Origin of the sequence: Gallibacterium genomosp. 2, assembly GCF_000771895.1 — a bacterium.
GTDB lineage: Bacteria > Pseudomonadota > Gammaproteobacteria > Enterobacterales > Pasteurellaceae > Gallibacterium.
The window spans coordinates 16310-28670 of the sequence record NZ_JPXY01000035.1 but is presented as its reverse complement, the minus strand read 5'-3'; the positions used below and the strand labels follow the sequence as shown (position 1 = coordinate 28670).

Below are 12361 nucleotides of genomic sequence, written 5' to 3'. Positions count from 1 at the left end.
AGGTGGCTAATGGGGTTTCGTGATTATCAAAAGCGAGTTCTGGCGTTAAAGGCGTTGGAGCAGCAATCGCCGGATAAGGTGCATCAGGTAGTTAAAAACAGCAACGCAACCACGCAGGTGTTGGAGATTGCTTTAAATAATGATATTGCACGTATCCGCGAAATCTCAAGTATAGCAGAGCGTGCGGAGTACAAGCGCGACCATTTCTTGCCGAAATGGTTGCCGTTTGTGGATGAGTATTTTCAAAAAGGGGAGCGGTATCAAAATGACGTACTTGTCTATTGTATTGTCTATCTGTTTGATGTGGGCAATATTGATCACGCTTTACGACTTGCCGAGCGAGCCATTGCCGAAAATCAGGCAATGCCGGATAGATTTAAAAGCAACTTGCCGACGTTTGTCGCTGATCAAGTGTTTAGTTGGGCGGATAACTTGGCAGCAGTTGCGCAGAGCGTGGAGCCGTATTTTAGCAAAACTTTTGAAAAAGTGGCGCAGACGTGGCGGTTGCACGAAGTCGTGACTGCTAAATGGTATAAGCTGGCAGCATCAATTTTAATCAGGACGGGAAACGGCAAAATTCACGCCGCTTCAATTGATGATTTAGACGTATTGGTGGTTGCCCTTTATTTTTTAATGTGTGCAAGACGTTTCCATCAGAAATGCGGCGTAAATTCGTTGATTGAGCGGATTGAAATGAGAATAAAAAAACTCTCACCAGGTGCCGATCCAACAGCATTAGTATCACAAATAACATTTGCTGACGCTATTGCAAAGTTGCGTGAGGCACACCTTAATCGAGGTGAGCAATGCTAAACGGCAATGTAACCGAATATCAAGACGAAATAATCGAAAGCACTGGATTTTGGGGGAATATCAATATTGCAGAGTTTCAACGGCAACGTGCGATACCGTTTCAAATACCTTTAGAAATGGTGCGTGCGGCGTTGGTGCAAGCAATGCAAGAAATGGAAATTGATCTTGCAGAAGTTGTAGAAAAATATCAATCAGACGGTTACGCCTATGTCGAAAACGTTGGCGGCGTGAGATTTGATGGCGATAACTTTTTACAAATACAGTACAAAAAAGCCGTATTTGCACGTGCAAAAGCGGATTTGTTACCAGAGTTTATGACGCTATCGGCGCGAGAAGTGCACGAAAATCGGGATTTAGTGCAGGAACGTAAAGCCTTGTTAACAGAAGCGGCAATGGCGGTCAGAGCAATCAAAGGTAAAAAGCGGAGCGGCGTATGGCTAATTTAATGTTATATCAACAATTATTAGTGTTCTTACAACAGAAATTGCCGGCGCGTTATCGTAAAAATTTATTGGCGTGGATGGAAAGTGGTACGTTGATCGATCAGGGTAAAAACGTAACAGCGGAGGGCATAGAGATTGCGCATATCCGCTATAAAGCCACGTTCTTATTCAATGAATTGCCATTTAATCAAATCAATGTCGCCGAAATAATGGCGAACATTCAGCTTTGGTTGAATGAGAACGACGAGTTGCGTTATCAGCTTGATTTTGCCGACACCGATTTTGATGTGGATATTTATGATGATGACACTGCTGATCTGACGTTTATCGTGGAGTTTCAAGAGCCTATCACGGCAACGGCAACAAAAAAGCCGGCAAAAGATACCTTGATGATTGACGGCATAAGTTATCGCATTAATCCAATTGAGATTTATATCGCTGAAGAGGTTGAGGTGATTGATGACTGAAAAGGTGGGATTAACCGCAGAGTCAATAAAAAGCCTAAAGCGAACAGTTAAATTATTGAGCTTGCCGAAAGAGAAAAAAACAAAGCTATTAAAAATGGCGTTAAAGCAAATAAAGGATGAAGCTAAAGAGCATATCAAAAAGCAAGAAACGCCGGACGGTAAAAAATGGGCGGAACGTCGCAGCGGCAGCAACAAAAAGATGTACCGTAGGCGAGGAACATTGCTCAATATTATCAAGAATGATGGCAATGAGGCAAAGCTGGGTTATAGAGGTAAGAAAAATCAATTAATTTCAATTGTGCAGCATTATGGGCAAGAGATGACGGTCAGTGTCAATGCTCGGACGTTAGAGAAATTAAGAAGGCAGTTAGCTAGTCAGAGCGATCCTTGTTCGACAGCACAAGCCAGAAAATTGAAAAGTTTAGGTTACAAAATAAAGAACAAAAAGGGGAAGGAAGTATCCCCATCAATAAAAAGCATTCAGGCGAGACTAACCAAAGGTCAAGCCGGTTTAATTGCAAGAATTTTAAAGAATAAAAATGAAGGCGATAAGAAAGGCACGCCGGCACGACCGGCATTAAATACCGATACGCAACACAATGCGGAAATTCTAACGGAAGTGGTTGAAAAAGTGCTGAAAATTTAGAACAACAAAAGGGGCAAAATATGACATTTCCATCAGCAACGATTAACACGCTTAATTTATTAAGCGGCGAAACAAAAGAGATTGAGCGGCACGCACTGTTTGTTGGTGTTGGCTCAAAAAATAAAGGCAAGTTATTAGCCGTCACGCCGGACAGTGATTTTAATGAAATTTTTGGTGCAAGTGATACCGCACTAAAAAAACAGGTTTACACAGCGATGGTGAATGCCAACACGGATTGGTTTGCGCACGTCTATATTGCGGATGAATCAAGTTATGACTTTGCACAAATTGTGCGAGATGCGCAAACAGTGTCTAGTTTTGAGTATGTTGTCAATACTTACACAACCGGCATTGATAAAACAGCAATTAACGCATTACAAACGCTATCGCGTGAATTGTTAATGACTTACAGTCGCAGAACGTTTTTTATTCAAGCGTTGGATGGCTGCAGCACTGATTCCAGCAACGGCGAAACGTGGGATCAATATGTGGCCCGTTTGACAGAGTTGCAAAAAACAGTGGTTGCTGATCACGTGATGTTAGTGCCGAATTTAATGGGTAATGATGTTGGTGCGTTGGCTGGACGACTCGCTAATTCAGCGGTAACCATTGCCGACAGCCCAGCACGTGTGCAGACCGGTGCGTTGGTCAATATTGGCAGTAATAAGCCGAAAGATAAAGACGGCGTAGAAATTAGTATTGCGCATTTAAAAGCGTTGGAGCAGGCACGCTATTCCACCTTTATGTGGTATCCGGATTATGACGGCTACTACTGGTCAGATGGTCGCACGTTAGATGTGGAAGGTGGCGATTATCAGGTGATTGAGAATGTGCGCGTGGCAGATAAAGCAGCACGAAAAGTGCGATTGTTGGCAATCGCGAAAATTGCGGATCGTTCGTTTAACTCAACATCAGCCAGCACAGAGTATCACAAAAATTACTTTGCGAAACCGTTGCGCGATATGAGCAAAGGCGCAGAAGTGGCAGGTAAACAATTCCCGGGTGAATGTATGCCGCCGAAAGATGATGCAATTACCATTGTTTGGAAGAGCAAAGTTAAGGTTGAGCTTTATATGAAGATTCGCCCTTACGATTGCCCGAAAGACATCACGGTAAATATTTTCTTAGATTTAGAAACCTTGGGGGATTAATAGATGGGTGCACGCATTTCAGGAATGAACGTTGATTTTTTCGTGCTTGGCTTTCCGGTACACGCGGAGTCGGTCAGCTTAAACATTAGTGATAGTTCGGATGTCGCACAAACGCGCGGCATTCCCGATGGCTTTGTTGATGGTGATGTTAAGGGGGAGGGCGAAATTGAGCTGGATGCGAAAAATTTTGGCAAGTTATCCGCAGCAGCGGCAGCAGCTGGATCGTATCGTGATATTCCAACGGTGGATTTGGTCTTTTTTGCCAGTCGTGGTGGTGAACGCTTAAAAGTGGAGGCGTTCGAGTGTAAGTTGTTGCCGACCGATATTTTAAATGTGGATTTTAAAGGCGGGCAAAAACATACCACAAAAGTGAAATTTTTTGTCACTAGCCCGGACTTTGTGCGTATTAACGGTATTCCGTATTTATCCGAATACGATACTCGAGATTTAATCGGGTAAACAGCTTTAGGCGACAGACCGGCATTAACAGAAGAACAATTATAAGCAGAAGAGGGTCTTGTTCGCCTAATTTTGGGGGGATATATGAATAAATTTGATGGGGTTTCTTATTTAGGGTCAGCAGTGGCACTTGTGAGCGGTTTGAGCTTACACGAATGGGCAGCGGTGTTTGGGATTTTGTTTGGTTTTTGCACCTTGTTGATCACTTGGCATTATAAACAAAAAGAGTACGAATTGCGTCGGCTAGAATTGAATGTGCGACTTGCGGAGGCAGAAAGCAAAGCGGAGTCGGTTAAATGTTAAAAAAAGCGGCAGGCAGTGTCTGTTCAGTGGCGGCAGTAATTGGCATTCTGTTGCTGAGCAGTGGTAACGGTTTAAGAACAAGCACAGCCGGATTGGAATTAATCGGCAATGCGGAGGGGTGCAGGACGCAGCCTTATTACTGTTCCGCTAATGTGTTGACAGTTGGTATTGGTAGCAGTGGTTTAAGTGGGCAACCGATTGAACAGCGACAATACAGCTTGCAGGAAATTGCCGACAGATGGAAGCAGGATATTAAACAGGCGGAAACGTGTGTCAATCGTTATGCCAACGGCAAAAAAATGCCGCAAGGGGCGTTCGATGCGTTGGTTTCCATCACCTTTAATGTCGGTTGCAGTGCGATGCGAAAATCAACCTTGTACGAGATGGCAAGCAGTGGCTACACGCCACAAATGTGTGATCAGTTTTTAAAGTGGGTCTATGTCGGCGGTAAAAAATCGAACGGCTTGAGTCAGCGACGTGAGCAGGAGCGAAAATTATGCTTATCAAACTATTAAAAGGTCATAGTTTTATTATTTTGCTTGTTCTTATCGGTTGTGCAGCTTTTTTTTTGCAGTCGTTTGAAAAGCAAAAACAAATGATTGCACTTGAAACGCAAAAAAATGCAGAAATCACAAAGTTAAAGCTAGAACATCAACAACAAATTTTAATGTTGCAGCGACAAGCGGAAATCTATCAGCAGCAACAGCAATTATTGATAGATAAAGTGACTGAAATGCAACAAGCAGCACAACAGCAAGAAAAGGCGATAAATGAAGCGTTGGAAAGTAATAAAAATTGGAGTGATGAGCGTGTGCCTAGCGATGTTAGTCGCTTGCTCAACAACCGAAACAAAGCTAACTAAACAACCGATATTTTGCCCGATAACCACAGCTTGTCAGCAAATAACGGTAAATATCACCACAAATAAAGATTTAGTAATGGCGTTGCATAAATCCTTAAATCAAACGGATATTTGTGTAACGGCATATCAACAATTAAAACACTGTATAAATCAACATAATCAGGAGACAGACAATGAAAACTAAAACAGCACAGCAGTTACTGGAAGAGCTTACCGGCAAAGAAAGTGTAACCATTAATATTGGTGGCGTTGAGCTGGTGTTTAATCGTGATAATGCGGCGATTGATGCTTTATTTAATGAGGTCGCCAGTGGAAACGTATTAACGCCGGTGAAAGATTATTTATTGCAGGTGGTAAGCAAGGAGCACAAAGAAGATTTGCTCACCATCATTAATGCGCCGGGTGTTGCGGCGAAAATTGCCGAAAAAATTAACTCGGTATTTGTGCCAAAAATTGAAGTTACAGTAAAAAACTAGCTGAACGAGCGAGTGCAATTGAGAAAAACGGTTATTCGCAGGCGATAGCGTTAAGAATGCACTATTTGCCAGAAGCCGACAATTCAGAAATTAATCTCGCTCGGGCGGTATGGTTGAACAAGCAATTTTTTGAGAATTTATCCGATGCCGTGGCAGTTGGTATCGGAAAGTGTTTTTAGGGTAATGTTATGGCGTTGGGAATAGCCGGTCTTGAGTATATTTTAAAACTTAATGATCAGATGACTGCACCGATTAAGGGGATTATGGGGCAGTTTGATGCGCTTGCTGGTAAGGGTAAAGCAGCAATGGGGAATATTGCTGCAGGCGCTGCCGGTATTGTTGCTGCCGGTTATTCGATTGCCAGTGGTTTGCAACCGGCGCTTGAAACCTCACGCGCGTTAGGTGAAGTGAAATCGCTCGGCGTGGCAGAGCAATCGTTGGAGCAACTGAAAAACAAAGCCCTTTCTTTCAGCTCTTCTTTTGGTGGCGCAGCAGCAGAATTTGTGCGCTCGGCTTACGATATTCAATCCGCAATCGCCGGCTTAAACGGCGATGAGTTATCTGCATTCACCGCCGCGTCTAACTTGCTGGCAAAAGGCACGAAATCCACAGCGGCAACCATCACCAACTATATGGGGACAATGTACGGCATTTTTGCGGACGAAGCGGCAAAAATAGGTAAATCCGACTGGGTGGATAAAATCGCCGGACAAACCGCACTTGCGGTAAAAATGTTTAAGACTGACGGAAGCAAAATGGCACAAGCCTTTTCCACGTTGGGAGCATCAGCAAAAGCGGCAGGCGTAGAAGTTGCGGAGCAATTCGCCGTATTAGGGGCTTTACAAGCCACAATGGGAGGCGGTGAGTCAGCAACGCAATATAAAGCCTTTTTAGCTGGTGTGGGCAAAGCGCAGAAAAAGCTCGGTTTAACCTTTACCGATTCAAACGGCAGAATGCTGGATATGGTCACGATTTTACAGCGTATCAAGGATAAATACGGCGATTTAAGCAATACCGCATCAGCAGATCTTATTACGTCAGCGTTTGGTTCAGATCAAGCAACGGCATTAATTAAATTATTAATACCACAAGTTAGAAACCTCACCGGCAATATCAAAGATTTACGCAATGTTAGTGGCACGGCAGATTTGCAGAAAATGGCGCAAGCGATGACTGATCCGTGGCAACGGCTTAGTGCGATTATGGTCAATATTAAAGACAGTATCGGTGGGCAGGTGCTGAAAAAGATTGAGCCACTTGCCAATAAAATTGCTGATATGGGCAAATATGCGGTCGACTGGTTGAATGCTAACAAGTATATCGCAAGACTGATCGGTTTTATTGGTATCGGTATCACAGCACTAGCCGGTGCCGGTGCGTCATTAATGCTATTGGTTGGGGCGTTTAAGTTAATGGGGGTTGGTGCGAAAGGGGCGTTGTTGCCAATTACCGGTTTGCGTGGCGCACTTGTTGGCGTTGGTGCAAGCGGTGCTGGATTGGGTAAAACGCTGATTAGCGCCTTTACCGCACCGGTGCAGCCAATCAAAACCACGGAGAAATGGACATTTTTGCTAAAAAATGCCTTTACCTCAATGTGGGGCAGTGCAGTATCCGGTTTTAACGGTTTGCGCTGGCGTTTGGCGTTGTTGCCAGATCTGTTTAAATCCATTTTAGGCAATGGAATATCACTTAAATCAATGTTTACCGGTGTCGGGTCGGGCATCAATCTACTAGTTAAGCCGTTAAATATGGCTAAGAGTTTGTTTGCTAATCTGTTTAGTGTGGCGTTTCGTTTGCTTAATCCGTTTACCTATTTGCGCTTGGTAGTGATGGCACTGTTTAGCCCGTTATCAATGGTGGCACTGCTTATCGGTGGTGTTGCTATGTTGGCGTATAAATTCAAATCACAATTGGCTGCCGTTTGGGATGGTATCAAAATCGGTTTCGGTAGCATTAGTGACAGATTGCAACCATTATCCAATGCATTTGCCATTTTTAAAACCGCAATCGGGAAAATTGCGGATATTTTTAGCCGCATTACCGGCGGAATGCGTGCAAGCAGTGCAGAAGCTGGGCGATTTGTGCAGATCGGGATGGTGATTGGCAATGTGCTTGGTACCGGATTGGAAATTGTTGCCGGGTTTGTCGAGTTATTGGCAACGCAATTTTTAAACGTTGTGGAGATATTCGGCAATGTTGCGGATGATTTGTTGACAATGTGGGACGGTGTGGTTGCCGGCTGGGAGGCTGGCGATGCAATGCAAATTTTCGGCGCATTGGCGCAGGGCATTACTAATATTTTTGGCGATGTTTGGCAAGGGGTTAAAAAGATGTTTTTTGACTCACTTAATTGGATTATTCGACAAGTCAATAAAGTGGGCGATTATATCGGCATTAAAATTCCGGAAATTAAAGTGGAGTCGTCGGTTCTGGAGACCAAAAACAACATTACCACATCAAACGTAACAGCGACCAAAAACAGCAATTTACAGCTTGATGAGAGCATTAAGCCGAATGCCAGACCGCAGATTAACACAACCACGCAGGGTTTGATTTCAACCGCGATGACGCAAAATAAAAACGTGAGCCACTCAATGGTGATCAATAAGATGGAGATAAAGTCAGATGATCCGGACAGGTGGCGACGTGAAACGCAACAATGGCAAGATAGGCAGGCTTTAGGGGCAGGATATGACTGATAAATATTTCGACCTTTTAATCACTAATGACGATTTAACGCTGGATAGCGGTAACGTGCCGATTTTGTGCAATAACCGCATTTCGATTGCGCAGGATATTAAACACGCATTGAGAGAAAGTGGATTGGTTACCGCCTTGATCGCAGAGCGTAGCCGCATTTTAAGGCGCGATATTATCTTGCAAATGATATTTCTGATTGAGGACGATGAGCGTTTAGTGCCCGGGACAATCTTTGTTACCGAAGAGGGTTTAAATCGCTTGTTTATTACTGCCGAAACTTATGATTTTGGCTCGATTGAATTAGGGGTGAATTTAAATGAGTCAGTTTGAGCAGATTTTAAGAGAGTCGGGATTGCCGACACAAGAAAATGAAATCAGACAGCAGTTTGAGCAGCTCACCGCGGCAGAAAATTTAATTACCAATACCAGCAGAATGTCGCCGTTTTGGCGTTTAGTGACTGCTATCGCCGTTCAGCCAGTGAAATGGCTAACAGATCATTTAATTACGGAGATTTTACCCAATCTGTTTTTACGCACCGCACGGGGTGCTTGGCTGCAAATGATGGCTTGGAGTGTGGGACTTGATTTTAAACAGGCAACAAAAGCGGAAGGTGTTATCACCTTTACAAAACAAAGCGATTTAACGCCAATCACAATCAAAGCTGGAACAGTTGTGCAAACAGAACGTATTAATGATGTTATTTTTAAATTAATTGTGACTGAAGATACCGTTATTCCGAAAGGGCATTTGTCGGGAGAAGTGCCGGTTATTGCGGAGCAAGCCGGCACAAGCTACAACCTTGCGGCTGGATATTATCGCATTCTAGCGGAACAAATTAATGGCGTGGTCAGTGTCGAAAACAGTGAGGGTTGGTTAACCACGCCGGGCGCAGACAAGGAAACCGATGACGAATTGCGAATGCGTTGTCGCAATCAATTTGTTGCTAGCGGTAAACATCATATTGATAGCGTTTATAGAGCAATGGCGGCAGAAATTGCCGGCATATCGGTCGACCGCATTTATTTTAAACACGATGCACCACGCGGCCCGGGTACAGCAAATATGTATTTATTGTTGGATACCGGTGTGGCAAGTCAGTCGTTTATTGACAAAGTTAACAAGCATATTCGGGATGATGGTTGGCACGGCCACGGCGATGACTTAGTGTGTTATGCAATGCCGGAGACTAAACATAACATTGTTTGTCGAGTCTATTTTTACAGCAATTTTAATTTATCCGCCGCGCAAAAAGCGGAAACTTTAAAGCGTGTTGAAGATATTATCCGTTGTGCGTTTCGTGAGAATAATAATTTTGAGGTAACCAAAACCTATCCTTATCGCCGGTTTAGCTGGTCATTGCTGGGTGAAGAGATCCATCAACTTTGCCCGGAAATTGGTTCGCTAATTTGGGAGCAGCAAGACATTGAAAGTGATATTAGTGTGCCTAGAATTCAGACACTGACCGTAAAAGAAGAACGGGGGGGGGGTAATTAATGAATATTAAATTACCGTTCTGGATGGAGGGCGTTGCCACGAGGCAAATTGCTGACCTGTTTGCGAAGTGGTGGCAGTTATCTATCAAAAAAATGGTTGAGTTGCCATTGAAATTGCTTGATGAAGATAATTGCAGCGAAACAATGTTGAATTTAATCGCTTATGCGAGAGATGTTGAGCGTTTCGAGAATGAGCCGTTAGCACTGTTTCGCAAGCGTGTGAAATATGCGTTTATTAATGCGCAAGATGCAGGAAGTAAAGCAGGATTTATCCGCATTTTTGCGCGATTAGGGATTGGTTATGTGGAGATTGAAGAGCGTTTCGACGCAGAAAATTGGGATGTCATTAAAATTATTTTAAGTGACTCGCAAATGGCACATAACAGAGAGTTACTCAATTTAATTATTAGAAAATACGGCAGAACGTGCCGCAGATATACTTATGAAGTGATTACAAAATTACCACTGCATTTATCAGCAAGAAGTTTTAATCACGATTATGTGTGCTATATACCAAAATAACAATAATAAGGTGAGTTATGGCGAGCAAGCTAACACAAGCATTTGAAACTTATATTAGAGATTCAGTTGTCAATCATACTCCAGTGGTTTTTGACGAGTTTATTTTTGCCAATATCCCGGGGTTGAATGATGGCAATTTAGATAGTCATTTGACAATACCGCAAGCAAATAAAATAGTACATAGACAAGCAGTGTCGCAAATCGGTGCGCTGAATGAAAATGCAATTGTTTATTCTGTCACTATTGGCACTGAAATTGGCGATTTTGACTTTAACTGGGTTGGCTTAGTTAATAAATCACAAAATTTATTAGCTTGCGGAATTTATACCGGGCTAACATCAAAAATTAAGAATAAAGAGCAGAAGCAAGGGAATAGTATTACTCGCAGCGTATTGCTTGAATTTCCACGTGCGCAAGAATTAGCGAATGTATCGGTTAGCGCTGAAACGTGGCAAATTGATTTTACAATGCGATTAAGCGGTATTGATGAAAAAATCCGTCTAACAAATCGGGACTTATACGGTCGAGCCGTCTTTTTTGATAATGCCTTTTTGCTGAAACGTAAAAGCGGCAATGTCTACACGCTAGATAGTGGTCGCGCTTATATTGAGGGTGTGAGAGCAGAAATTAAACGGACGGCAGAAGTTACCGTGCCAACGTTACCGGCATCAATCTATATTGATGTTTGTCATCACGCCACAGTTACCGGTGCATATCAGACCGAAATTAAATATTTAACGCAAAGTAAAAATGATTATGTTGGATCGGATGGCTACCAGCACTATGTGCAAATTATCGCAGATATTGCCAGTAACGGCACAATTACAGATAGGCGCTTAACAGATAACGCTCCGCCATATATTGCGGAAAGCAAAAAATCCAGTTCGGTGTCATCAACAAGTAAAGAGACAGTAGCAACAAGTTACGCCGTTAAAACTGCCTATGACAAAGCGGTGGATGGCGTGAATGAAGCCAATGCAGCACAAACGGCGGCGAATAAGGCACAAACGACCGCCAATGCCGCTATTCCAAGCAGTAAAAAATCCGATTCCGTCACCTCAGCCAGCAGCGATACGGTGGCGACCAGTAAAGCGGTTAAAACCGCCTATGACAAAGCTGTAGATGCATATATACGCGCCGAAACAGCCGAAAGTAATGCGAAAGCAGCAAGTTTGCCGATAACTGGGGGAAATCTAACGGGTAATTTAACAGCGCCGTACATTAACGTAACGGGTAGATATATATCTGTTAATACACCTAATAGCGAATTTGGAGGATTTGATGTAATTAGGCAAGGTAATGCTGGTAATTGGTTAAGTAGGCTTGAAGCATTGCCAGATAAACGGTGGAAATTTTGGACACAAGATGCACACGAAATTTTTGTACCTGCTAAATCAGGTACATTAGCGATAGACCATGAAGTTGTACATAAAACTGGCGATACAATGAACTGGTTGGGGATAGAAAACACGGGCGCTTGGTTAACAATTAAAAGCACAGGACAAGCGGCAAGCGGAATCGACTTTATAAATCATAACGGGAGATATCCGCAAGTATCTTTACATGCATTTGACGTCGGGGGTTGGGCTGATGAATTACGTATCTTTGCAACACCGCCTGGCAACGATTACAACACTGACCGTCGTCAGCATGTCATGACTGTGACGCACGAAGGTAATATTTGGTCAAGGATGTACGGCTGGCTTGGCGATAGATTTATGGACAAAACAAAAGCCTATGACAACTGGTATCCCAATCATTATTTAGGTGCGCAAGTGTTCAAAATACCAATTAGGGCTGATGGTTCTGGTTTAAAAATAATTATCATGCAAGTAAATATAAGTAGAGATACCGAACTTTGGTTGCCCGAATCTTTTAATGGTTTTTATATACCGACGGCAACAGATGTTGGGGTCGGTAAATACAGTCTCGGTATAGTAAGCCTAAGTGGTAATCAAGTTAAAGTGTTTTGTTCAGGGTCAAATGTGACTATACAAGTACATTGCATCGGTTGGAGTAATTAAT

Annotated in this window: 17 protein-coding genes; all 17 read left to right on the top strand. The window is 43.1% G+C overall.

From position 1 onward, the window contains the following. Nucleotides 1–9 precede the first annotated feature (9 nt). Nucleotides 10–813, top strand: a complete 804-nt coding sequence (gpM, locus tag P375_RS07940; protein WP_039135917.1) for a phage terminase small subunit — start codon at nt 10–12, stop codon at nt 811–813. Beyond that, nucleotides 807–1259 (top strand): head completion/stabilization protein, encoded by a 453-nt coding sequence (locus P375_RS07935; protein WP_039135916.1) that lies wholly within the window; start codon nt 807–809, stop codon nt 1257–1259. The genes gpM and P375_RS07935 overlap by 7 nt, the downstream gene beginning before the upstream one ends. Continuing rightward, complete coding sequence (locus tag P375_RS07930) at nt 1247–1723, top strand: phage tail protein (protein ID WP_039135915.1); 477 nt, start codon at nt 1247–1249, stop codon at nt 1721–1723. Before P375_RS07935 ends, P375_RS07930 begins: the two co-directional genes overlap by 13 nt. Next, nucleotides 1716–2369, top strand: a complete 654-nt coding sequence (locus P375_RS07925; RefSeq protein WP_039135914.1) for a phage virion morphogeneis protein — start codon at nt 1716–1718, stop codon at nt 2367–2369. Before P375_RS07930 ends, P375_RS07925 begins: the two co-directional genes overlap by 8 nt. Nucleotides 2370–2389: 20 nt before the next feature. Further along, on the top strand, nt 2390–3520 hold the full coding sequence (locus P375_RS07920) for a DUF2586 domain-containing protein (RefSeq protein ID WP_039135912.1): 1131 nt from the start codon (nt 2390–2392) through the stop codon (nt 3518–3520). 3 nt (nt 3521–3523) lie between these two features. Beyond that, nucleotides 3524–3979 (top strand): phage protein, encoded by a 456-nt coding sequence (locus tag P375_RS07915; RefSeq protein WP_039135911.1) that lies wholly within the window; start codon nt 3524–3526, stop codon nt 3977–3979. An 84-nt stretch (nt 3980–4063) separates the two neighbouring features. Then, entirely contained in the window at nt 4064–4282 is a 219-nt protein-coding gene (locus P375_RS07910; RefSeq protein ID WP_018346614.1) for an HP1 family phage holin, read from the top strand. Further along, complete coding sequence (locus P375_RS07905; protein ID WP_039135910.1) at nt 4276–4797, top strand: lysozyme; 522 nt, start codon at nt 4276–4278, stop codon at nt 4795–4797. The genes P375_RS07910 and P375_RS07905 overlap by 7 nt, the downstream gene beginning before the upstream one ends. Continuing rightward, nucleotides 4779–5144, top strand: coding sequence for a hypothetical protein (locus tag P375_RS07900; RefSeq protein ID WP_039135909.1), 366 nt, complete (start codon nt 4779–4781; stop codon nt 5142–5144). Before P375_RS07905 ends, P375_RS07900 begins: the two co-directional genes overlap by 19 nt. Next, entirely contained in the window at nt 5053–5328 is a 276-nt protein-coding gene (gene lysC, locus P375_RS12780; protein ID WP_348622411.1) for an Rz1-like lysis system protein LysC, read from the top strand. The genes P375_RS07900 and lysC overlap by 92 nt, the downstream gene beginning before the upstream one ends. Continuing rightward, complete coding sequence (locus tag P375_RS07890) at nt 5318–5620, top strand: putative phage tail assembly chaperone (RefSeq protein WP_013747257.1); 303 nt, start codon at nt 5318–5320, stop codon at nt 5618–5620. The genes lysC and P375_RS07890 overlap by 11 nt, the downstream gene beginning before the upstream one ends. Nucleotides 5621–5676: 56 nt before the next feature. After that, nucleotides 5677–5799 (top strand): DUF6890 family protein, encoded by a 123-nt coding sequence (locus P375_RS13005; RefSeq protein ID WP_413540351.1) that lies wholly within the window; start codon nt 5677–5679, stop codon nt 5797–5799. A gap of 9 nt (nt 5800–5808) precedes the next feature. Continuing rightward, a complete protein-coding gene (locus P375_RS07885) occupies nt 5809–8319 on the top strand; it encodes a phage tail tape measure protein (protein ID WP_039135907.1) in 2511 nt (836 codons plus the stop codon). Then, a complete protein-coding gene (locus P375_RS07880) occupies nt 8312–8650 on the top strand; it encodes a DUF2590 family protein (RefSeq protein WP_039135906.1) in 339 nt (112 codons plus the stop codon). The genes P375_RS07885 and P375_RS07880 overlap by 8 nt, the downstream gene beginning before the upstream one ends. Next, on the top strand, nt 8637–9815 hold the full coding sequence (locus tag P375_RS07875) for a baseplate J/gp47 family protein (RefSeq protein WP_039135905.1): 1179 nt from the start codon (nt 8637–8639) through the stop codon (nt 9813–9815). The genes P375_RS07880 and P375_RS07875 overlap by 14 nt, the downstream gene beginning before the upstream one ends. Beyond that, complete coding sequence (locus P375_RS07870) at nt 9815–10336, top strand: phage tail protein (RefSeq protein ID WP_039135904.1); 522 nt, start codon at nt 9815–9817, stop codon at nt 10334–10336. Before P375_RS07875 ends, P375_RS07870 begins: the two co-directional genes overlap by 1 nt. Before the next feature lie 17 nt (nt 10337–10353). Further along, complete coding sequence (locus P375_RS12775) at nt 10354–12360, top strand: phage tail protein (RefSeq protein WP_052121820.1); 2007 nt, start codon at nt 10354–10356, stop codon at nt 12358–12360. Nucleotide 12361 lies beyond the last annotated feature (1 nt).

Bases quoted from the DNA above. Each gene is read 5' to 3' on its own strand.
- P375_RS12775 (WP_052121820.1), top strand. From the start codon at position 10,354: ATGGCGAGCAAGCTAACACAAGCATTTGAAACTTATATTAGAGATTCA.
- gpM (WP_039135917.1), top strand. From the start codon at position 10: ATGGGGTTTCGTGATTATCAAAAGCGAGTTCTGGCGTTAAAGGCGTTG.
- P375_RS07890 (WP_013747257.1), top strand. From the start codon at position 5,318: ATGAAAACTAAAACAGCACAGCAGTTACTGGAAGAGCTTACCGGCAAA.
- P375_RS07925 (WP_039135914.1), top strand. From the start codon at position 1,716: ATGACTGAAAAGGTGGGATTAACCGCAGAGTCAATAAAAAGCCTAAAG.
- P375_RS07910 (WP_018346614.1), top strand. From the start codon at position 4,064: ATGAATAAATTTGATGGGGTTTCTTATTTAGGGTCAGCAGTGGCACTT.
- lysC (WP_348622411.1), top strand. From the start codon at position 5,053: ATGAAGCGTTGGAAAGTAATAAAAATTGGAGTGATGAGCGTGTGCCTA.
- P375_RS07905 (WP_039135910.1), top strand. From the start codon at position 4,276: ATGTTAAAAAAAGCGGCAGGCAGTGTCTGTTCAGTGGCGGCAGTAATT.
- P375_RS07935 (WP_039135916.1), top strand. From the start codon at position 807: ATGCTAAACGGCAATGTAACCGAATATCAAGACGAAATAATCGAAAGC.
- P375_RS07915 (WP_039135911.1), top strand. From the start codon at position 3,524: ATGGGTGCACGCATTTCAGGAATGAACGTTGATTTTTTCGTGCTTGGC.
- P375_RS07900 (WP_039135909.1), top strand. From the start codon at position 4,779: ATGCTTATCAAACTATTAAAAGGTCATAGTTTTATTATTTTGCTTGTT.
- P375_RS13005 (WP_413540351.1), top strand. From the start codon at position 5,677: ATGCACTATTTGCCAGAAGCCGACAATTCAGAAATTAATCTCGCTCGG.
- P375_RS07880 (WP_039135906.1), top strand. From the start codon at position 8,312: ATGACTGATAAATATTTCGACCTTTTAATCACTAATGACGATTTAACG.
- P375_RS07920 (WP_039135912.1), top strand. From the start codon at position 2,390: ATGACATTTCCATCAGCAACGATTAACACGCTTAATTTATTAAGCGGC.
- P375_RS07930 (WP_039135915.1), top strand. From the start codon at position 1,247: ATGGCTAATTTAATGTTATATCAACAATTATTAGTGTTCTTACAACAG.
- P375_RS07885 (WP_039135907.1), top strand. From the start codon at position 5,809: ATGGCGTTGGGAATAGCCGGTCTTGAGTATATTTTAAAACTTAATGAT.
- P375_RS07870 (WP_039135904.1), top strand. From the start codon at position 9,815: ATGAATATTAAATTACCGTTCTGGATGGAGGGCGTTGCCACGAGGCAA.
- P375_RS07875 (WP_039135905.1), top strand. From the start codon at position 8,637: ATGAGTCAGTTTGAGCAGATTTTAAGAGAGTCGGGATTGCCGACACAA.